Genomic DNA, 21,386 nt, shown 5'->3' with positions numbered 1-21,386 from the left:
GTAAAACCATGTGTGTTATCAAGTCAACGCCTCGCGCGGATTCCTTCTTCTCGCAGGTCGTGACCTGCAACTATCAAATTGTCAGGCTAATTTGGAACCGAAAAGGGAGTCAGCCGTCAGTTAATTCACCTGACATTGGGAACGGCAAAAGGCGGCAGGAAGGGCCGTGGCCCTTCCTGCCGCCCTCGGTGGAATTACGGTGTCACGGAATCCACCCGCGCGGGCCGCTCGCAGCCGCTGGTGACCGGCAGCGCCGTCCCGTCGTGCGCGGCGTCCAGCAGTGTCAGCATCACGTCCAGTACGTGCTGGGCGAGTTCGGCCGACGCCAGGTGCGGGCGTCCGGAGGCGACGGCGGCGGCGAGGTCCGCGAGGCCGGTGCCGCGCCCCGCGCCGCGGTATCCGGCCGAGACCGGCAGCGGCTGCCACGTACCGTCGGTGAACAACTCGACCTGGCCGTCGAAGCCGTTGGGGTCGGGGACGGACAGCGAGCCCTCGGTGCCGTACACCTCGATCCGCGGCAGCCGGGCGGCGTGGATGTCGAAGCTCATGATCAGCGTGGTGAGGGCGCCGCCTTCGTGCTGGAGGACGCCGGTGACGTGGGTGTCGACCTCGACGGGGAAGCGCGCCCCGGCGCGCGGGCCGCTGCCGATGGCGCGTTCGGCGCGCGGGGTGGCGACGGCGCCGGTGACCTTGACGACCGGGCCCAGCAGGTGGACCAGCGCGGACAGGTAGTACGGGCCCATGTCGAGCAGCGGGCCGCCGCCGGGCCGGTAGTAGAACTCCGGGTCCGGGTGCCAGGCTTCGTGTCCCGCGGTGGTCATGAAGGCGGTCGCGGCGACGGGCGTGCCGATCAGCCCGTCGTCCACGGCCTTGCGGGCGGTCTGGGTGCCGGTGCCGAGTACGGTGTCGGGCGCGCTGCCGACCCGGACGCCCGCGGCGCGCGCGGCGGCGAGCACGGCGGCGGCCTCCTCGCGGGTAGCGGCGAGCGGCTTCTCGCCGTAGACGTGCTTGCCCGCGGCGACCGCGGCCAGCGCCACTTCGGCGTGCACGGCGGGGACGGTGAGGTTCAGGACGGCGTCCACGTCGTCGCGCGCCACCAACTCCGCGACGCTTGCAGCCACTTCGGCGCCCGCGCGCTCGGCGGCCTCCTTGGCCCGGCCGGGGTCGAGGTCGGTGACGGCGGTCAGCCGCAGCCCTTCGAGCCCGGCGATGGTGTCCAGGTACTGGCCGCTGATCTTGCCCGCGCCGACCATGCCGATCCTCAACGGCTCGCCCACAGCAGTCCCCTCTCGGTCAGCGCCCGCACCTCGGGCACGTCGAAGTCGTCGGCCTTGTGCCCGATGGCGGACACGAACACCCGTCCCGCGCCCTGCCTCCTGGTCCACACCGCGGGCATCACGACCGGGTGCGCGCGCTCGCCGTCCGGCGGGAAGGTCGTGGTGGCCAGCACGTCGATGTCGGGGTCGGTGGCCAGCCAGTACTGCTCGGTGTGCACGTCGAAGTCGCCGATCCCGGCGATCACCGGGTGGTCGGCGCGCTCGGGCCGCACATGGACCCGGTAGTCGAGGAATCCCGCCGGGTGCATGAGGAACTGACCGCCGGTCAGGAACTGGTAGTCGACGTCGCCGCGGAAGGAGTCGACGATCCCGCCGTGCCAGCCCGCGAAGCCGGTGCCCGCCCTGACCGCCTCGGCCAGGCCCCTGGTCTGCTCGCCGCTGATCTCGCCCATCGTCCAGCACTGGACGACGAGGTCGGTGGCGGCCATCAGCTCCCGGTCGGCGTAGACGTCGAGCGACTGCGCGGTCTGGACGGTGAAGCCCTCGTCCTTGAGGAAGGGCAGGAAGAGGTCGGTGATCGCGATCGGCGCGTGGCCCTCCCAGCCGCCGCGTACCACCAACGCCCGTCGTGCGGACCGCTCCCGGCCGGCCCCGTCCTGGTCGGCTCCGGCTCCGGGTTCACCGGCTCTGATCGGATTCGTCACGGGCGTTGCACGCTCCCATCGGTGTTGCGCAGCAGGGCCCAGCGGTCGTGGGCCAGGGGTTCGGGCACGGGGTGACGGCGGGCGGCGGCCTCGTCGAAGTCCACTCCGTGGCCCGGGGTGTCATGGGGTACGAGGCCGCCCGCGGTCGCGGTGACCGTGCCGGGGAACACCTCGTGGACGGGCGGCCTGAAGACCGCGGCCTCCTGGACGCCGAAGGCGTGGCTGGCGATGTCCATGGCCAACGTGGCGGCCTGGGCGACCGGGCTGACGTCGGCGGGGCCGTGCGGCGCGAGCCGGACACCGCGCAGTTCGCAGAAGGCCGCGATCTTGCGGGCGGGGGTGAGGCCGCCGAGGGTGGGGACGCGGATCCGCGCGAAGTCGATGTCGGGGCCGTCCAGCAGGGCGGTGAACTGGGCGGTGTCGTGGAAGAGTTCGCCGACCGCGAGCGGTACGGGCGAGGCGTCGTGCAGCCGCTTGAAGTGCCGGGTGTCCTCGGGCGCGAGCAGGTCCTCCACGAAGTACAGTCCGGCGTCCTCGACCCTGCGCAGGAAGTCCCTGGCCTGCCGGGGGTCGAGCCGTTCGTGCACGTCGTGCAGCAACTCGACGTCGTCGCCGACGAGTTCGCGCACACGGGTGAGAACGCCCGGCACGTGCCGCAGATAGCCCGCGCTGTCCCAGGGCGCGCGTCGCTCGCGTACCGCGTCGGCGTCCGCGGTGCCGCCGCCGGAGGCGCCGTAGGTGTCGGCGCCCGGCACGGCGGCCTGGATCCGGACGTGCCGGTAGCCGTGTTCCCTCGCGGCCTGGACCTTGTCGGCGATCTCGGCGGCGTCGCGGCCGTCGACGTGCGTGTACGCCTCGGCGAAGGCGCGGACCTTGCCGCCGAACAGCGAGTGCAGGGGCGCGCCGAGGCGCTTGGCCTTGAGGTCCCACAAGGCGACGTCGATGCCGCCGAGCGCGTTGCCGGTGACCGAACCGCCGCGCCAGTAGGCGCTGTTGAGGATCAGCCGGTGGATGTCCTCGATGTCGTCGGGGTCCCGCCCGGTGAGCAGCGGGGCGAGGTAGTCGTCGAGCACCGAGCGGACGGCCAGCGTGCGCTGGGGGTCGCTGGCGCAGCCGAGGCCGTAGAGGCCCGGTTCGCCGGTCTCGACGCGGACGATGAGATGGGGGCACCCGTGGGGGGCGGTCAGAAAGGTGCGAACGGCCGTGATGCGGATCTTGGCGCCGCGCTCGTCGACCCAGGGGGCCGGGGCGAGCGGTGCGGGGCCGGCATCAGGCAATGCCATACGAACTCCCACGTACAGGTAACGGAATGACGTACCGGTATCCGAACGTAGAGAGGGCATTCCGAGTTTGTCAATCACTTTGACAAACTCGGAACGACCGTAACCCCCGCCACGCGGGACACACAAGGGGTCGGCACGCCCCGGTCGGCCGGACGGCCCGTCAGGCCGGGCCCGACAGCGCGTCAGGCCCGGCGGCAGGCGGGCGGCGGGCCGTCGGCGAGCCGCCGGGCGGCCCGTGCCGGTTCAGCGGCCGGCCCGTGGCCGGTCGGCGCGGTGGCGGCGGCCGGTCAGTGCTGGCCCAGCCGTTTGAGCAGGGTGCTCAGCGACTGCGCGGCCTCGGTGACCGCCTGCGCGACCTCCTCGACCCGCGCGTCGTCCATCCGGCTCTTGGGCGCCGAGCAACTGATCGCGTCCTCGCCCTGGCCGCCGCCGAGCGCGACCGCGACGCAGCGGATGTCGACGGAATTCTCGCCGTCGTCCGCCGCCCAGCCGCGCAGCCGCGCCTCGGCCAACTGGGCCAGGAACGCGTCGGGATCGACCACCGTGGTCGGGGTCATCCGCTCCAGCGGCCAGTCCAGCCGCCGCTGCACCTCGGCGTGGTCGTACTGCGAGAGGACCGCCTTGCCGAGCGCCGTGGCGTGCGCGGGGAGCCTGCGGCCGACCGCGGAGTACATCCGCAGCGCGTGCCGCGACTCGCGTTTGGCCAGGTAGACGACGTGCGTGCCGTCGAGCCTGCCCAGGTGCACGGCCTCGCCGGTCTCCTCGGCCAGCGCGTCGAGCACCGGCCCCGCCAGGCTGGTGACGTCGTCGCCCTCCAGGTAGGCGGTGCCCGTCAACAGCGCCTTGAGACCGAGGCTGTAGCGCGTCCCTGACGGGTCGAGATCCACCCACCGGCGCGCCTGCATCGTGCGCAGGATGGCGTGCAGGCTGCTCTTCGGCACCGCCATCGCCGTCGCCATCTCCGCCAGCGAGAGCCGGGCGCCGTCCGCGCCGAGCAGTTCGAGCACTTCCAGTACCCGAGCTGCGGACTTCACCTCTTCGGGCTTCCGCCCGCGCGCCGCTTCTGCCACCGATTCCACCGATCCTCCGCTCCCCGCCGCCGATGCACGACGCATAAGAGTGCCCACTCCCATCGCGGCGTGCGTCTTGACGCTATATCAAACACGACCCTAAGTTCAGTCACTCCAACGTCATTCGGTCTTCTGAACGGTCGAATCCTAGGTAGGGGCCCATGAACACACCATTCGCACGTTTTACCCCGAAGACGAGACTCGCCGCAGCCGCTGTGGCCACCGTCCTCTCGCTGAGCCCGCTGGCCGCCTGCGGCGGCGGCTCCTCCGGATCGGGGGACAGCAAGTCGCTGGAGATGTGGACCTTCAAGCAGTCGCACGTCGCCGGACTGCGCAACGCGGCGGCCGAGTTCAAGAAGCAGACCGGCATCACCGTCAAGATCGAGGCGTACGGACCGGACGACGCGTACAGCACCAAGCTCCAGGCCGCCGCCAAGACCCACGACCTGCCCGATGTGCTGGAGACGCACTCCGACGGCGAGGACCTGGTGCTCGGCGCCACCGGCATAGCCAAGGACATCGCGGGCGACGTCGACGCCGCCTGGAGCGGCCTGTACCAGAAGGGCGTCCAGGTCTCGGGCACCGTCACGGACGCGAAGTACACCGAGTCCAAGCCCGCCGACTCCAAGACGCACGGCGTGAGCAAGGGCCAGCGCTTCAGTGTGCCCTTCACCTCCGGGACCTTCGGCATCGTCATGGCCAACAAGAAGATGCTGGCCGCCGCCGGGATCACCAAGGCCCCCGCGAACTGGGACGAGTTCCTGGCCGACCTGAAGGCCACCACCACCAAGGACCCGAAGAACGGCGGGGTCAGCCTCGGTCTGAAGGTCAAGGCGACCGGTCTGACCTGGGTCCTCCAGCCGCTGGCCTTCGCCCAGTTGGGCAAGGAGAAGTACCAGGCGCTGTTCGGCAAGGACGCCGGCGCGGACTTCTCCTCCGCCGACGGCACCAAGGTCCTCACGCAGTACGCGCAGCTCCAGCCGTACTGGATGCCGGGCACCCAGACCCTCGACATCGACGCGGCCGACCAGGCGTTCGCCCAGGGCAAGTCGGCCTTCGACATCGGCGGCACCTTCACGCTGGCCTTCCTCCAGCAGAACGGCATGAACCCCGACGACGTGATGGCCTTCGGCCTGCCCTCGCCGGGCGACGGCGCGGTGCCCCACCGGGCGCTCGGCCCGCTGGCGCTCACCGGTCTGACGGTCACCTCCACCAGCAAGCACCCGGACAACGCCGAGAAGTGGATGAAGTTCCTGGCGCGGCCCGACATCGCCTCGAAGTTCGCCAAGGACGCCACCGACGTGCCCGCCACCGAACTCGGCGCGGACGCCGCCTCGGTGATGGGCCCGACGCTCGCCGACATGCTGAAGACCTTCGTCGGCACGCCGGAGACCACCTACGACCCGAGCGACAACACCTTCCGGCCGCCGACGTACGACCAGGACTCGATGGGTGAGGTGCTGGCCGACCTGACGCCGCTGAAGCAGAAGAGCGTGGACCAGACCGGCAAGGCGATGGCCAAGCTCAACAACTCCTTCTGGGCGACGTCCAAGTGACCACCGCACCCCGTCCCACGCTCACGGAGACGGCCGGCGCCGGCCGGGGAGGCGATCCCCGGCCGGCCGCGCGCGCCGCCGCCGGCCGCGGCGCGCGCCCCCCGCGCCGCCGCGGCTACGAGGCCGTCTCCGGTTACCTGTTCGTCGCCCCCGCCGTCGTGCTCTTCGCGGTCATGGGCCTGTACACCGTCGGCTACGGCTTCCTGCTGAGCTTCGCCCGCTGGAACGGCTTCGCGCCGCACTGGGACTGGGTCGGCCTCCAGAACTACAAGGACCTGCTCTGGCAGAATCCGGCCTACGCGCCCCGGCTGCACCACGCGGCGCTCCACACCCTGTACGTGATGATCGCCGTCCCGCTGCTGACCGTGGCGGTGTCCTTCCCACTGGCGATCCTGCTCAACTCCGCCAAGCGGATGCAGGGCGTGCTGCGTTCGGTGTACTTCGTGCCGTACGTCACCAGCGGCATCGCCGTCTTCTTCGCCTGGCAGTACATCCTCCAGCCGGACGGCGCGGTCAACACCCTGCTCAGCAGCGTCGGCATGGGGTCGCTCGCGCAGCCGCAGGGCTGGCTCGGCAACCCGCACACCGCGCTGCCCACGATGATCGTGGTCACCGTGTGGGGGGCGGTGCCGGTCGCGATGCTGATGTACCTCACCGGTCTTCAGACCATCGACCGCAGCGTGATGGAGGCCGCGCAGCTCGACGGCGCCGGATGGTGGCGGACGAACATGTCGGTGGTGTGGCCGCTGGTCCGGCCGATCACCTCGATCGTCGTGCTGCTCAATCTCCGCGACTCCCTCCAGGGCTTCCAGACCTTCCTGGTGATGACCAACGGCGGTCCCGGAGACCACACCAACGTCCTCGGCCTCGAGGCGTACCGGCTGGCCTTCCTCAAGGACCTGGCGCCGACGCTCGGCCTGGCGAGCGCCCTCGGCTGGCTGCTGTTCGCCGCCGCCGTGGTGCTCGCCCTGATCAACCTGCGAGTCATGCGGAGCAGAACATGACGACGAACATCTCCGGCGCGGGCCCCTCGCGCACCACAGGACCCGCCTCGCCGGCCAGGGCCGCCGTCTCGCGCGCCGCCGCGCGCTGGACCGTCGGCATCCTGCTGACGCTCTACGGCCTGGTCAGCGTCTACCCCTTCCTGTGGATGGTCTCGGCCGCCTTCAAGGACCAGGTCGAGGTGGTACGCGGCGGCCATCTGATCCCGCACCACCCGACGCTGGACACGCTGACCCACACCTGGAACCAACTGCACTTCTTCCACTACTTCCTGAACAGCCTTCAGGTCACCGCGCTCACCGTGGTGCTGACGCTCGGGGTGTACGCGGCGGCCGGATACGCCTTCGCGGTGCTGGACTTCCCCGGCCGCGGCCTGCTCCAGAAGCTCTTCGTCGCGCTGCTGTTCGTGCCCGGCATCACGGTGATGCTGCCGATCGTGCTGCTGGAGAACAAGATGGGCATCCTGGGCACGCACATCGGTCTGGTGCTGCCCTTCGTCAACGGCGGCGCGCCGCTGTCGGTGCTGCTGATGACCGGCGCCTTCAGCGCCGTGCCAAGGGAGTTGCGGGAGTCGGCGCGGGTCGACGGCGCCAACGAGTTCCACATCTTCACCCGGATCTATCTGCCGCTGGCCCGGCCCGCGCTGATCACGGTGGCGCTGCTCACCGCGATCCCCACCTGGAACGAATATCTGCTGACGCGGGTGTCGCTCAACGACGAGAGCACGTACACGCTGCCGCTCGGGCTCCAGACGCTCGCCTCGTCGAACGTGCCGCACTACAACAACCTGATGGCGGGCGCGCTGATCGTCGTCATCCCGGTGGCGCTGCTGTTCCTGAGCCTCCAGCGCTACTTCGTCAACGGCCTGGTCGGGGCGGTGAAGGGCTGATGCGTGTCCTGATCACGGGGGCCGCCGGACACATCGGCGGCCATGTCACCGCGGCGCTGCTGGCCGCGGGGCACGACCTGGTGCTCACCGACCTGCTGCCGGTGACCGAGCCGCGCGCCGCGCGCGTGCACACCGGCGACCTCCAGGACCCGGAACTGGTCCGCGAGGCCATGGCGGGCGCGGAGGCGGTGGTGCACCTCGGGGCGATCCCGCACCCGAACGACACCGACCCGAGCACGCTGTTCGCGCACAACTGCCTGACGGCGCACCGGGTGTTCGAGGAGGCGGGCCGGGCCGGGGTGCGCCGGGTGGTGGCCGCCTCCAGCATGGCCGCGGTGGGCCTGGCCTGGTCACCGGTGCCGGTCTCGCCGTCCTACGTCCCGCTGGACGAGGCCCATCCGAGCGTGCTGCGCGACCCGTACGGCCTGTCGAAGGCCGCGCTGGAGGAGGTGGCACGCACCGCGCACCGGCGCTGGGGCCTGGACGCGGTCTGTCTGCGGCTGCCCTTCACCGGGACCGGCGACCGGCTCGGCCACTTCCTGGACGCCTGCGCCGCCGACCCGGCCGGTCAGCGGCACGACCTGTGGGGCTGGCTGCACACCCTGGACGCGGCCGAGGCGGTACGGCGCGCGCTGGAGACCGAGCTGACCGGCTGTCACGTCGTCAACGTCACGGCCGCCGACACGACATCCGCGCTGCCGTCCGCGGAACTGATGGCCCGTCACCATCCGGGGGTGCCGCTGCGCAGCGGCCTCCCGGACCACGCCTCGCTCTTCGACACGGCCGCCTGCACGGAGCTGCTGGGCTTCACGCCCCGGCGCACCTGGCGTACGGCCGGAGCGGAGCGCCGTACCTGACCCCTCCCCCACGTCCCCCACGGCTTTCCCGCGAGCACTCGCCCTCCCGCATCCGCCCGCCCTTCCGGCACCCGCCCGCCCACGGCAGAAGGAAACGCAACTGTGCATGACGACCGGCACATCGTCGAAGAGCGGATCACCAAATTCCTCGCTCAGGTGGTCCGTCCCGCCCTCTACAGTGACGCGCTGACCCTCGATCTCGCCGCCTGGCAGGTGCCGGGCGAACCCGTACCGGTGGCCGACGCGCTGGCCGCGACGTACGCGCCCGCCGCGATCGGCGACACCTGGGGCGGTCCGTGGTCGACGACCTGGCTGCGGGCGACCGGCCGGATACCGGCGGCCTGGGCGGGCCGCCGGGTGGAGGCCGTCTTCGACCTGGGCTTCGACCCGACGAAGGGCCCCGGCGGCCAGGCCGAGGGCTTCGTCCACGACGCGGCGGGCGCACCCGTGCAGGGCCTGCACCCGCACCACCGCTCGGTGCTGCTCGCGGAGCCCGCCGCGGGCGGCGAACCGGTCGAGCTGCTGGTGGAGTTGGCGGCGAACCCGATGATCGAGGGCGCGCTCGCGGTCGGCACGCACTACGGCTCGCGGGACACCGCGGGCGAGGAGCACCTGTACCGGCTGCGCGCCGCCGAGATCGCGGTGCGCGAGGACGCGGTGTGGCACCTGCTGCACGACATGGAGGTGCTGGACGAGCTGATGCGCGAGCTGCCGACAGACGGGTCGCGGCGGCACGAGATCCTGCGGGCGCTCCAGCGGGCGGTCGACGCGGTCGACGTGCGCGCGGTCGCGGCCACCGCGCAGGCCGCCCGCGACCGGCTGACGGACGTGCTGTCCCGGCCCGCGCACGCCTCCGCGCACACCGTCACCGCGGTCGGGCACGCCCATATCGACTCGGCGTGGCTGTGGCCGGTCCGCGAGACGGTCCGCAAGTGCGCCCGGACCTTCACCAATATGACGACGCTGGCCCAGGAGTACCCGGAGCTGGTCTTCGCCTGCTCCTCCGCGCAGCAGTACGCGTGGATGAAGGAGCGCCGCCCCGAGATCTTCGAGCGGATCAAGAAGGCGGTGTCCGACGGCAATTGGGCGCCGGTCGGCGGCATGTGGGTGGAGGCGGACGGCAATCTGCCCGGCGGTGAGGCGCTGGCCCGCCAACTCGTCTACGGGCGGCGGTTCTTCGCCGAGGAGTTCGGCATCCCGCAGGACGGCGTGTGGCTGCCCGACTCCTTCGGCTACACCGCCGCGTACCCGCAGCTCGCCGCGCTGGCCGGGGCCCGCTGGTTCCTCACCCAGAAGCTCTCGTGGAACGAGACCAACCGGCTGCCGCACCACACCTTCCACTGGGAGGGCATCGACGGCACCCGGATCTTCACCCACTTCCCGCCGGTCGACACCTACAACGCCTCCCTGACCGGCGCCGAACTGGCCCACGCCGAGCACAACTTCGCCGACAAGGGCGCCGCCACCCGCTCGCTCGCCCCCTTCGGCTTCGGCGACGGCGGCGGCGGGCCGACCCGCGAGATGCTGGAGAAGGCGCGGCGGCTGCGCGACCTGGAGGGCTCCACCCGCGTGGAAGTCGGCGACCCCTCGGCCTTCTTCGACGAGGCGCGCGAGGAGTACGAGCGGCTGCCGGTCTGGCGCGGCGAGCTGTACCTGGAGAATCACCGCGGCACCTACACCAGCCAGGCCCGTACCAAGCGCGGCAACCGGCGTGCGGAGGCGCTGCTGCGCGAGGCCGAGCTGTGGTCGGCGGCGGCCACGGTCCGCGGCGGCGCCCCCTACCCGTACGAGCGGCTGGAGTCGATCTGGCGGCGGGTGCTGCTGCACCAGTTCCACGACATCCTGCCGGGCTCCTCGATCGCCTGGGTGCACCGGGAGGCGGAGGCCGTACACCGCGAGTTGCAGGCCGAGTTGGCCGAGGTGATCGAGGCCGCGGTGGGTGCGGGGACGGGCGCGGGACCCGCAGGTTCGGGGCCCGCCGGCTCAGGACCCGCCGGTTCGGGACCCGCCGACTCAGGACCCGTCTTCTACAACGCCGGGCCCTACGCGCGCCGCGAGGTGGCCGTCCTGCCCGCGGGCACCCCCGCCGCCGACGGCCAGCCGCTGTCCGACGGACGTACCGCCGTCCTCGTCGAGGCCCCCGCCTTCGGCACCGGTCAGGCCGTGCGCTCCGCGCTGCCCCCGGTCTCGGTCACCGAGGACACCACCGGGATCACCCTCGACAACGGGGTGCTGCGGATACGGATCGACGCCGACGGCCTCGTGCGGTCCGCGTACGACCTGCGCGCCGGACGCGAGGCGATCGCCCCCGGCGCGGCGGGCAATCTGCTGCAACTCCACCCGGACGACCCCAACCGGTGGAGCGCCTGGAACATCGACGGCTACTACCGGGACACCGTCCGCGACCTCACCGCCGCCGACGCCGTCGAGGTCACCGAGGCCGGGCCGCTGCTCGCGTCGGTGCGCGTCACGCGCTCCTTCGGCGGCTCGCACCTCGCGCAGGACCTGCAACTCACCGCCGGAAGCGCCCGGTTGACCGTCCGGACCGACATCGACTGGCAGGAGCGGGACACCCTCCTCAAGGCCGCGTGGCCGCTGAACGTGCACGCGGAGCGCGAGAGCGCCGAGATCCAGTTCGGGCACGTCCAGCGCCCCACCCACGAGAACACGAGCTGGGACGCCGCCCGCTTCGAACTCTGGGCCCACCGCTGGGTGCACGTGGGCGAGCACGGCTGGGGAGCCGCCGTCGTCAACGACTCCACCTACGGCCACGACGTCTCGCGCCTGACCCGCGACGACGGCGGTACGACCACCACGCTGCGGCTGTCGCTGCTGCGCGCGCCGCACAGCCCCGACCCGCAGGCCGACCGGGGGCGGCACTCCTTCGCCTACGGCCTGGTGGTCGGCGCCGGGGTCGGCGACGCCGTCGCCTCCGGCTACTCCTTCAACCTGCCGCTGCGGCCGGGCAGTTCGGCGTCGACCGGCGGGGCCGCCGCCGGGCCGTCGTTCGTCACCGTCGACAACCCCGACATCGTCGTGGAGACGGTGAAGCTCGCCGACGACCGCGGCGGCGATGTGGTCGTCCGGCTCTACGAGTCGCGCGGCGGCGGCGCGCGCGGGGCGCTGCACACCGGCTTCCCCGTCGCCGCGGCGCACGTCACCGACCTCCTGGAGAGCCCCACCGCTCCCCTCCCCCGGGCCGGGGACGGCTCCTTCCCGCTGGACCTGCGCCCGTTCCAGATCCTGACGCTCCGCCTGGCGCGTCCTTAGTGTCCGCCCGACGCGGGCCGGTTGCCCCCGCAGGCCCGTCGTGGCTGATCGCACCGTTCCCCGCGCCTCTCAAGACCTGGCGTACCGCCCTTCCCCCTGGAAACCGACCCTCCGTAGGAGAAGCCACATGAGACCCACCCTCGCACGATGGCTGCGGCCCCCCGCCGCGTTAGCACTGCTGCTGCTCGCGGCCCTGCTGCTCCCTCCGTCGTCGCGGGCCGCCGCGGCGGCGCTGTATCCGCTGGGCGTCGGCGCCGACCTCGGCCCGAAACCGGTCACGCTGGGCCTGACGGCGAGCGCGGGCGACTCCGCCGACGGCCTGCGCACCGGTGAGAAGAACGGAAAGCCGTACTGGCAGACCGATGTGGCGGCCGGCACGGACTACATCAAGCTGGCGCTGGACCGGGAGTGGACCGACACCGTCGGCGGCGCCGGCCAGGTCACCGTGGCGGTGACGTACGACGACGCGCCCGACGGGACGACGCTTCGGCTGACGCGCGGCGCGAGCGACCTCGTCGGCAGCGTGCCGCTCACCGGAGCGGCCGGATGGACGACGGAAGCCTTCACCGTACCGGCGGACTTCGGGACGGAGGCGGGCCGTGAGCTGCGGCTGTCGGGGTCGAAGGACGGGGCGCCCGCCGACGTGACGGTGGCGTCGGTGAGGGTCGCCGCGGGCCAGTCCGTGGACCTCGGCACCGCGGTCGACGCGCACGGCATCTCGCCGCGGGCGGGCGACAACGACACGCACCTGGTGACCGGCACGGAGGCGGGCCGCGGCTACTGGGGAACCGACCAGAGCCACCCGGGCGCCGAGACCGGCTTCTTCTACATGAACGTGGACGACACCGCGCTGTACGACAACCGCGACCCGGTCGCGGTCACCGTCGACTACCTCGACCGGGGCAACGGAGCGATCCAGCTCCAGTACGACTCCCCCGGCGACACGATCCCGGAGATGTTCAAGAACTCGCCGGTCTTCACCTACGGCGACTCGGGGACCTGGAAGACCCACACCTTCCTGCTGGACGACGCGATCCTCACCAACCGCTCCAACGGCTCGGACTTCCGCATCACCACCGGCGGCAGCCCGGCCGAACTGAAGGTCGCCCGCGTCTCGGTGACCGCGCTGCCGCGCGTGCTCGACCCGACGACCGGCCTCAAGCAGCTTGTGGCGCAGGCCGATCTGGCTTACCTCGCGGCCCGCGAGGGCACCCGCGACGGGCAGTACCCGGTCGGCGCGAAGGCCGCGCTCCAGCAGGCCGCCGACGCGGCCCGCGCGGTCGCGAACGGCGCCGGCGTCACCGACGAGCAGGCCCGTACCGCCTTCCACGCGCTGGCCGCCGCGCTCGACGTCTTCCACGCCGCCGCCGTGAACACCGACCTGGCGCACCTGGGCACCGCCACCGCCTCGTCCACCGCCGCCGGGTCCGCCCCGGCCGCGGCGATCGACGGGAACGGCGGCAGCGCCTGGGTCAGCGGGGACGGCGGGACGGGCGAGACCTTCACCGTGGACCTGGGCGCGGCCAAGCGCTTCAACCAGGTCAAGGCCGGCTGGACCGGCGCCTTCTCCTCCGACTACACCGTCCAGGTGTCCACGGACGGGACGCGTTTCACGGACGTGGGCCGCACCGGGGCCGTCGGCGGCTCGGTGTTCACCACCGCCTTCGCTCCGACGACCGCCCGGTACGTCCGGCTGGCGATCCACGGGTACAGCGCGGGCCAGACCAAGGTGGGTCTCGCCGTCCTCGAGGTCCGCGACCAGCGGGTGGTCACACCGCACCCGAAGCTGGTCACCACCCGCTACTCGACCGGCGCTCCGGTCGTCGCCGACTTCGACATCCGCGACTACGGCGTCGACACCTCGGGGAGGAGGGACGCGACCGCCGCCGTGCAGTCCGCGCTGTACGACTGCCAGGACGCGGGCGGCGGCACGGTGTGGCTGGGCGCGGGCACCTACCGCCTCACCACCACCGTGGAGGTCCCGGCCTTCTGCTCGCTGATCGGCGACCGGCGCGACCCGGACCGCGGGTCCGGCGGCTACGGCACGGTGATCCGCGCCGACCTGCCGCCGGGCGCCGACGGGCCGGTGCTCTTCCGGGTCGGCGGCAGCGCCTCTGTCCAGGGCCTGACCACCTACTACCCGCGGCAGAACGCGGCCCACCCGGTGCCGTACAACAACACCTTCGAGATTCCGGGGTCGGCCTGGCAGAGCGACGCGAATTTCATGATGAGCACGGTCGCGCACGTCACGATGCTCAACTCGTACAAGGGTGTCGGGGTCTCCACGAAGACCGACGACCGCGGCAGGCCCGCGGTGCAGGGCCAGGTGCACGAGTCGGCGACGCTCGCCGACATCAAGGGGACGGTGCTGTTCACCGGGGCCACCGGTTACAACGGCTCGGACGTCGGCACCTGGAGCGACATCACCTTCTCCAACTCCTACTGGGCGCACGCGCCTTCGGCGTACGACCCGCCCGCGCGGTCGGCGCTCGACCGGTGGACGCGGGCCAACGGCACGGGACTCGTCCTCGGTGACCTGGAGTGGGACCAGTTCTCCCGGATCTCGCTGTCCGACTACCGCACCGGCATCCAGGTCGTGAAGGGCCAACGGGCGGCTTTCGTCGGCGCGTTCCAGCAGACCCGGGTGGTGCGCACCGATGTGGCCCTCCAGGTGGACGACATCGACACCCGCTGGGGCATGACGGTGGCCGGGGGCACGCTCCAGGGCAGCGTCGCGTCGATCCGCAACGCCACCAAGGGATTTGTGAAGGTCACCGGCACGGCGCTGGACGGCGCGACCTCCGGCACGGTCGTGACGATGCCCGGTCCCGTACCGGTCCGGGCCGCCGCACCCGACCTGCCCGCGCCTCGCGGGCACGCGCTGTACGCGGCGGGCGCCGTCCCGCACGGCGTGGGCTATCAGCCCGCCGCCGACGCCACCGCGGGCATCCAGCGGCTGCTGGACCGGGCGGGCGCGCGGGGCGGCGGCACCGTGTACCTGCCCGCGGGCTGGTACCGGGTCGAGGGCCGGCTGCGGGTACCGGCCGGGGTCGAACTGCGGGGCGCCTCGTCCTCGCCGAACCGCGACGAGGACGGCGCCAGCGGCGGCACCGTGCTGTTCGCCTACGCGGGCCGGAACACCGCGAACGCCGACACCGACGCCGCCTTCGTCACGCTCGCCGGAAACGGCTCGGGCGTGCGCGGTCTGCGGGTCTTCCACCCGGAGAACAACCCCGCGACCGGCTACGTCCCCTACCCGTACGACATCCGGGGCACCGGCCGCGGCACGTATGTGGTCGACGTCGGTCTGACCAACGCGTGGAACGCCGTGGACGAGGGCAACGACGGCTTCGTGGTGCACAAGCTGACCGGGGTCTTCCTCAACCGGGGCGTCACGGCGCGCGCGGGCCGCGGCGGTCTGGTCGACGGTGTGCTCAGCAACGGCAACGCGGTGAACCGCACCGGCTTCGGCATTCCCGGCTGGGGCCTCGGCAGCGATCTGTTCGCGCAGACCATCGACGGGTTCACCCGCAAGAACACCGACCTGGTGCATGTCGACGGCGCCCGCGGCCTGACGGTCTCGGACGTCTTCGGCTACGGCATGCACAACGGTCTGGTGGTCACCTCCGGTGACGTCCGCGCCTTCAACCTGGGCACGGACAACCTCGGCGACGGCGGTTACACCGTGAAGGCGGGCGCCTCAGCCGACGTCACGGCGGTCAACGTGCTGCGCTACAACGGCGCGACGTCCACCGGTCCCGCGAAGCTGCTGGGCATCATGGCGATCAACATGGTGCAGCAGTCGGTGACCGCCACGGCCGAGCCCGCGAGCGGCGGGAAGGTCACCGTCGGCGGGAACCAGACGGAGCCGGGCCGCTTCGAGCGCGGCGACACCGCGACCGTGACGGCCGTACCGGCGCCCGGCTTCCAACTGCTGGGCTGGACGCTCGACGGCGCCCAACTGCCCGACAGCGGGCCGACGATCACCGTGCCGGTGACCGGGGACCGCACGGTCGTGGCGCGTTTCGGTCCGGTCGGCGTCAACTGACCGGCGGGCGGGCCCGGTCGACCGCCGTCGTGCGGCCGGCCGGGCCCGTCGTCATGAGCGGGTGACCGCCGCGGTCAGGAGTGGGTGACCGGCAGCACGTCGGGCGAGAGCGTGCCCGCGCCCGCGGTCGCGCTGGTCATCCGGCGGCGGTGGTGACGGCGGCACAGCACCTCGTAGCCGACCTCGCCGGACCGGTCGACGTCGCCGATCACCACCTGCGCGCCCTCGACGACCATCACGCCGTCGACCGTACGGGCGTTGTGGGTGGCGCGCTCGCCGCACCAGCACAGCGCCTCGACCTGAAGGGCCTCGACCCGGTCGGCGAGTTCGATCAGCCGCTGCGAGCCGGGGAAGAGCCGGGTGCGGAAGTCGGTGGTGATGCCGAACGCGTGGACGTCCAGGTCGAGTTCGTCGACCACCCGCGCCAACTGGTCGATCTGCTCGGGCGCGAGGAACTGCGCCTCGTCCACGATCACGTAGTCCACCCGGCCGCCGCGGCTGAGCACGCCGACCACGTGGCCGTACAGGTCCATGCCGTCCGCGACCTCGACGGCGTCGGTGACCAGGCCGAGCCGCGAGGAGAGCTTGCCCTCGCCCGCGCGGTCGTCCCTGGTGAAGATCACCGACTGGAGGCCGCGAGCGGTGCGGTTGTGGACGATCTGGAGGGCGAGGGTGCTTTTGCCGCAGTCCATCGTTCCGGAGAAGAAGACCAGCTCGGGCATGGGAAGGACGACGGCCTTTCGATGGGGGGCGGGAAAGCGCGGGGGCGGGAGAGCGCGGGGGCGGGCGGGCCTCAGGAGCGTACTTCGAGCAGCGGTACGAGCTGCTCGGCGGCGGCCATCGAACCGTGCAGGCCGACCATCTTCGACTCCCCCGATTCCGTGCGGTGGGCGACGACCGCGATGTCGTCGCGGGCGACGGCCACGACGTCGCCGATCCGGCCGAACACCCGCTCGTCGGGCGGCGGTCCGAACCAGCCCGCCTCGATCGCCTCGGCCCTGGTCGCCACCCACATCTGCTCGCCGAGGACCTCGCTCCACACCGCGTGCACGTCGGCGGCGGCGCCGGGCACCGCGTAGACGTGCCGGGCGCGGGCCTCGCCGCCGAGCACCGCGACCCCGGCGCGCAGTTCCCAGTCCTCGTCGAAGTCGATCCGGGACCGCTCGTCGAAGGGGATGTCGATCATGCCGTGGTCGGCGGTGACGTACAGGGCGCTGCGCGGCGGCAGTTGCTCGGCGAGCCGCTGCGCCAGCCGGTCGACCATCATGAGCTGGCCGCGCCAGGCGTCGGAGTCGACGCCGTGCCGGTGCCCCATGCCGTCCAGCTCGCTGTAGTACGTGTAGACCAGCGTGCGGTCGGCGGCGCCGAGCCGGTCGGCGGCCAGGTCCATCCGCTCCTCGCCGGTGAGACGCCCGTGGAAGGTGCCGCCGGACAGCGCGACCTTGGTCAGCGGGGTGTTGACGAAGGTCGGCGAGGAGACCTGGCAGGTGGCGATCCCGGCGGCGTCGGCGAGCTGGAAGACGGTGGGGTGCGGCTGCCAGACGTGCGGCGCGGTCCAGGGCTGCCAGCGCAGCTGGTTCATCAGCTCGCCGGTGGCCGGATTGAGCGTGGTGTAGCCCGCCAGGCCGTGCGCGGACGGCGGCAGCCCGGTGCCGACCGAGCCGAGCGAGGTCGCGGTCGTCGCCGGGAATCCGGCGGTCAGCGGGCGGCCGGTGCCGCCGCGCGAGGTCGGCAGCAGCGAGGTGAGGTACGGCGCCTCGTCGGGGTGGGCGAGGATCAGCTCCCAGCCGAGGCCGTCCACGAGGAAGACGCAGACCCGGTCGGCGGGCGCCAGTTCCAGGCCGGTGGCCGGCATGCCGGGGACGGCGAATCCGGCGACGGCGGCCGGGATGACGTCACAGAGCGCGCCGGTGCCGTAGTCGGGTACGGGAGCGGTACGCGGATCGAGCGGCGCGGAACCGTACCCGCCGTGCAGCGGCTGGACCATCAGTCAGTGGCCGCTGTCGCCTCGGAGAGCGCCTGCGCGAAGGCCAGGGTCTGGCGGACGGTGTCCGGGCCGTCGCCCGCCTCGCTGACCCGCAGCGACAGGTCGTCGGCGGTCGAGGAGCCGGTGTAGCCGTGGTCGGCCTCGCAGTTGGGGTCGCCGCAGGCGGCGGGCTCCAGGTCGAGCCGCGAGACCGCGCCCCAGCCGATGGTGAGCACCACTTCGCGGGGCAGCGTGCCGGGCGTGTACGACTCCGGGTTCGCGACCACCCGGCTGACCACGACCGAGGAGATCCGGCCGATCTTCACCGATTCGGTGGACGTGGTGGCGTACGGCGTCGGCGAGGTGTCGTCGGCGGCCTGCTCGTCGGTGTGGCTGACGATGAAGCGGCTGTCGGTGAGCACCAGCACGGTCACATGACGACGGACCTCGTTGGCGTCGAAGCTGGTCTCCTGGTGGACCAGGTAGGAGGAGACCGGCTCGCGTCCCACCGCCGCCTCGACGGCCTCCGCCACGAGGGTGGGGTAGTAGCCGCTGCGCTCGATGGCCGTGCGCAGGCCCTGAGTCGTAGTACCGGTCTTCGCCATGCCGACCATCCTAAGGGCCAGGTACGACCGCGACGTGCTCGGAGCGCGACCCGGCGTGCGGGCGGGCGCGGGAGCGGGCGCCGGGTCAGAACGAGGACAGCGCCCGCGGCCCGAGATCGGTGCGGGCGGGCGGCCTGGCCAGGCGGACGGACGCGCCGAGGACGGTCAGGCCGCGCGAGGAGACCACCACCGGTTCCAGGTCGACCGCGACGACCTCCGGGAGGTCGGCGGTCAGCAGCGACACGCGCAGCAGCAGCTCCTCCAGCGCGTCGGTGTCGACCGGCTCGGCGCCGCGCCAGCCGAACAGCAGCGGCGCGGCCTTGATGGAGCGGACCAGTTCGGCCGCGTCCCGGTCGGTGGCGGGGACGAGCCGGTGGGCGGTGTCGCCGAGCAGCTCCGAGGGCGCGCCCGCCAGGCCGAAGGACAGCACGGCGCCCGCGGCGGGGTCGACGCCCGCCCGTACCACCGTGTCCACCCCGCGCGGCGCCATCGCCTGCACGACGGGCAGCAGCTCCCGCGGGGTGCCCAGCCGCGCGGTCAGCTCGTCGTAGGCGCGCCGCAGGTCGCCCTCGTCCGCCAGGTCCAGGCGTACGCCGCCGAGGTCGGCGCGGTGCCGCAGGTGGGGGGCGGTGGTCTTGAGGGCGACCGGGTAGCCGAGCCGGGCGGCGGCGGCCACGGCGGTGTCGGCGTCGGGGGCGGGGAGCGCGCCGCGCACCTGGATGCCGTACCGGCCGAGCAGCGTCGCGGTGTCCGCGTCGCCGAGCGAGATCCCGCCCTCGGGCGCCTCGCCGGGCGGCAGCAGGCGGCGTACGTCGTCGGCCGCCGCGGCCTCCTGGATGTCGTCGAACTGCGGGATGCGGCCCGGGTCCGCCGATCCGGCGCGCCAGGCCGCGTAGGCGGCGGCCTCGGCGAGCGCGCGCACGGCCCGGTCGGGCGCGGAGTAGGCGGGGATACGGGAGGCGGCCTCGTCGCCGGGCGCGCCGAGCCGGTCGGCCAGGGTCTCCAGGGCGAGGTGGGCGACCACCACCGGCTTGCCGCCGCCCGCGGCGGCGGTCGTACGGCGCAGCGCCTCGGCGAGCGCCGGGTCGTCGCCGGACTCGGGGTCGGGGGCGTCCTCGGAGCCGACGCGCGGGATCGCGGTGACGACGACGGCGTCGCTGCCGGGGTCGGCGAGCGCGGCGCCGAGGGCGGCGGCGAAGTCGTCGGGGGTGGCCGCGGTGGTGAGGTCGAGGGGCGCGGCGGGCCGCAGTCCCGCGGTGAGCGCGGCGTCGTAGGTGAGCAGGCCGAGCGATTCGGAGTTGCCGAGGACGGCGATCCGGTCGCCCGCGGGCAGCGGCTGGAGGGCCAGGAAGAGTCCGGCGTCCAGCAGTTCGGTGACGGTGTCCACGCGGATCACCCCGGCCTGCCGGAAGAGCGCGGAGACGGTGGAGTCGGGGATGCGGGTGGCGGGCACGGCGTGTCCTGCCGGGACGGAGCCGGAGTGCAGGGCGCCCTTGACGACGACCACCGGTTTGGCGGCGGCGGTGCGGCGGGCGAGTCGGGTGAACTTCCGCGGGTTGCCGAAGGATTCGAGGTACATCAGGACGGCGTCGGTGTCGGGGTCGTCCTGCCAGTACTGGAGGAGGTCGTTGCCCGAGACGTCGGCGCGGTTGCCCGCGGAGACGAAGGAGGAGGGGCCCGCGCCGCGGCGGTGCAGTCCGGAGAGCAGGGCGATGCCGATCGAGCCGGACTGGGTGAACAGGCCGAGGCGTCCGCTGCGCGGCATCTCGGGCGACAGGGAGGCGTTGAGCCGGACCCCGGCGGCGGTGTTGAGGACGCCGAAGGCGTTCGGGCCGATCACCCGCATGCCGTGGCTCCTGGCCTGCCGGACCAGCTCGCGCTGGCGCGCCCTGCCCTCCTCGCCGGTCTCGGAGTATCCGGCGGCGACCACCACCAGGCCCTGGACGCCCGCGGCGCCGCAGTCGGCGACGGCCTCGGGGACCCGGTCGGCGGGCACGGCGATCACGGCGAGGTCGACGGGCGCGCCGATGCCGAGGACGGAGCGGTGGCCGGGCACGCCGTCGATGTCGGTTCCGCCGTCGGGGAAGGAGCGGTTGACGGCGTAGACGTGGCCGGTGAAGCCGCCCGCGACGATGTTGCGCAGCAGCGTACGGCCGACGCCGCCCGGCCTGCGGCCGGTGCCGACGACGGCGACCGAGCCGGGGCGCAGCAGCCGCTGGACGGAGCGGGCCTCGGCGCGGTGTTCGCGGGCCCGCATCACCTGGACGGACTGCTCGGTGGGTTCCAGGTCGAGTTCGAGGTGGACGACGCCGTCGGTGAAGCTGCGCTGCTGGGTGAAGCCCGCGTCGGTGAAGACCTTGACCATCTTGCGGTTGGTGGGCAGGACCTCGGCGGTGAAGTGCAGGATGCCGCGCTCGCGGGCGACGGCGGCGATGTGTTCGAGCAGCGCGGAGGCGACGCCGCGGCCCTGGTGCGCGTCCTGGACGAGGAAGGCGACCTCGGCGCGGGTGCCGGTGGTGCCCTTGTCGGCGGAGACGGCCCGGCCCGCGTCGTCGGTGCGGTCGTAGCGGACGGTGGCGATGAAGTCGCCGCCGACGGTGGCGGCCAGGCCGACGCGGTCGTTGTAGTCGTGGTGCGTGAAGCGGTGCACGTCCCGGTCGGACAGCCGGGGGTAGGGCGCGAAGAAGCGGTAGTACTTCGACTCGTCGGAGACCTGCTCGTAGAAGTCGACGAGCCGTCCCGCGTCGTCGGGCCCGATCGGCCGGATGTGGGCGATCCCGCCGTCCCGCAGTACGACGTCCGCCTCCCAGTGGACGGGGTACGGATGCGCCGTCTGCTCGCTCATGGCCCCAGCGTAAG

At 72.8% G+C, this 21,386-nt stretch carries 14 protein-coding genes; 6 read left to right on the top strand and 8 right to left on the bottom strand.

Translation table 11 applies throughout. From position 1 onward, the window contains the following. Positions 1-194: 194 nt before the first annotated feature. The 4 genes from ACZ4EF_RS31810 to ACZ4EF_RS31795 all read right to left on the bottom strand — a co-directional run bounded on the left by ACZ4EF_RS31810 (position 195) and on the right by ACZ4EF_RS31795 (position 4,298). Positions 195-1,277, bottom strand: a complete 1,083-nt coding sequence (locus tag ACZ4EF_RS31810) for a Gfo/Idh/MocA family protein (protein ID WP_467350570.1) — start codon at positions 1,275-1,277, stop codon at positions 195-197. Then, the gene (locus ACZ4EF_RS31805; protein WP_467507622.1) at positions 1,262-1,897 is read right to left on the bottom strand and encodes a ThuA domain-containing protein; all 636 of its coding nucleotides are present in this window, start codon (positions 1,895-1,897) and stop codon (positions 1,262-1,264) included. The genes ACZ4EF_RS31810 and ACZ4EF_RS31805 overlap by 16 nt, the downstream gene beginning before the upstream one ends. Positions 1,898-1,977: 80 nt before the next feature. Further along, positions 1,978-3,264, bottom strand: a complete 1,287-nt coding sequence (locus ACZ4EF_RS31800) for an enolase C-terminal domain-like protein (protein WP_467507613.1) — start codon at positions 3,262-3,264, stop codon at positions 1,978-1,980. Positions 3,265-3,551: 287 nt separating this feature from the next. Beyond that, positions 3,552-4,298, bottom strand: coding sequence for an IclR family transcriptional regulator (locus tag ACZ4EF_RS31795; RefSeq protein ID WP_355338424.1), 747 nt, complete (start codon positions 4,296-4,298; stop codon positions 3,552-3,554). Between the two features lie 197 nt (positions 4,299-4,495). Here ACZ4EF_RS31795 and ACZ4EF_RS31790 point away from each other — a divergent pair, with 197 nt between their 5' ends. The 6 genes from ACZ4EF_RS31790 to ACZ4EF_RS31765 all read left to right on the top strand — a co-directional run bounded on the left by ACZ4EF_RS31790 (position 4,496) and on the right by ACZ4EF_RS31765 (position 15,956). After that, positions 4,496-5,890 (top strand): ABC transporter substrate-binding protein, encoded by a 1,395-nt coding sequence (locus ACZ4EF_RS31790; RefSeq protein ID WP_391048929.1) that lies wholly within the window; start codon positions 4,496-4,498, stop codon positions 5,888-5,890. Continuing rightward, the gene (locus tag ACZ4EF_RS31785; RefSeq protein WP_391163838.1) at positions 5,887-6,894 is read left to right on the top strand and encodes a carbohydrate ABC transporter permease; all 1,008 of its coding nucleotides are present in this window, start codon (positions 5,887-5,889) and stop codon (positions 6,892-6,894) included. Before ACZ4EF_RS31790 ends, ACZ4EF_RS31785 begins: the two co-directional genes overlap by 4 nt. Continuing rightward, positions 6,891-7,781 (top strand): carbohydrate ABC transporter permease, encoded by an 891-nt coding sequence (locus ACZ4EF_RS31780; protein WP_391048933.1) that lies wholly within the window; start codon positions 6,891-6,893, stop codon positions 7,779-7,781. Before ACZ4EF_RS31785 ends, ACZ4EF_RS31780 begins: the two co-directional genes overlap by 4 nt. Continuing rightward, complete coding sequence (locus ACZ4EF_RS31775; protein WP_355338412.1) at positions 7,781-8,638, top strand: NAD-dependent epimerase/dehydratase family protein; 858 nt, start codon at positions 7,781-7,783, stop codon at positions 8,636-8,638. The genes ACZ4EF_RS31780 and ACZ4EF_RS31775 overlap by 1 nt, the downstream gene beginning before the upstream one ends. A gap of 102 nt (positions 8,639-8,740) precedes the next feature. After that, complete coding sequence (locus tag ACZ4EF_RS31770; RefSeq protein ID WP_467507610.1) at positions 8,741-11,908, top strand: alpha-mannosidase; 3,168 nt, start codon at positions 8,741-8,743, stop codon at positions 11,906-11,908. A gap of 127 nt (positions 11,909-12,035) precedes the next feature. Continuing rightward, positions 12,036-15,956 (top strand): discoidin domain-containing protein, encoded by a 3,921-nt coding sequence (locus ACZ4EF_RS31765; protein WP_467507608.1) that lies wholly within the window; start codon positions 12,036-12,038, stop codon positions 15,954-15,956. A 74-nt stretch (positions 15,957-16,030) separates the two neighbouring features. Here ACZ4EF_RS31765 and ACZ4EF_RS31760 read toward each other — a convergent pair whose 3' ends face one another. The 4 genes from ACZ4EF_RS31760 to ACZ4EF_RS31745 all read right to left on the bottom strand — a co-directional run bounded on the left by ACZ4EF_RS31760 (position 16,031) and on the right by ACZ4EF_RS31745 (position 21,372). Next, positions 16,031-16,678 carry a thymidine kinase gene (locus tag ACZ4EF_RS31760; protein ID WP_355338403.1) on the bottom strand — a complete coding sequence of 216 codons (648 nt, stop codon included), beginning with the start codon at positions 16,676-16,678 and terminating at the stop codon, positions 16,031-16,033. Positions 16,679-16,749: 71 nt separating this feature from the next. Continuing rightward, positions 16,750-17,943: an alkaline phosphatase family protein gene (locus ACZ4EF_RS31755; protein WP_391048945.1), complete on the bottom strand. Its 1,194-nt coding sequence runs from the start codon at positions 17,941-17,943 to the stop codon at positions 16,750-16,752. Further along, positions 17,943-18,536 (bottom strand): DUF5998 family protein, encoded by a 594-nt coding sequence (locus tag ACZ4EF_RS31750; RefSeq protein WP_188286046.1) that lies wholly within the window; start codon positions 18,534-18,536, stop codon positions 17,943-17,945. Before ACZ4EF_RS31750 ends, ACZ4EF_RS31755 begins: the two co-directional genes overlap by 1 nt. Before the next feature lie 76 nt (positions 18,537-18,612). Continuing rightward, entirely contained in the window at positions 18,613-21,372 is a 2,760-nt protein-coding gene (locus tag ACZ4EF_RS31745; RefSeq protein ID WP_467507606.1) for a bifunctional acetate--CoA ligase family protein/GNAT family N-acetyltransferase, read from the bottom strand. Positions 21,373-21,386: the final 14 nt, after the last annotated feature.

Source organism: Streptomyces sp. NPDC025721 (assembly GCF_055558595.1).
Note: the sequence above shows the minus strand (reverse complement) of the source record. Positions and strands in the feature narration are given on the sequence as shown.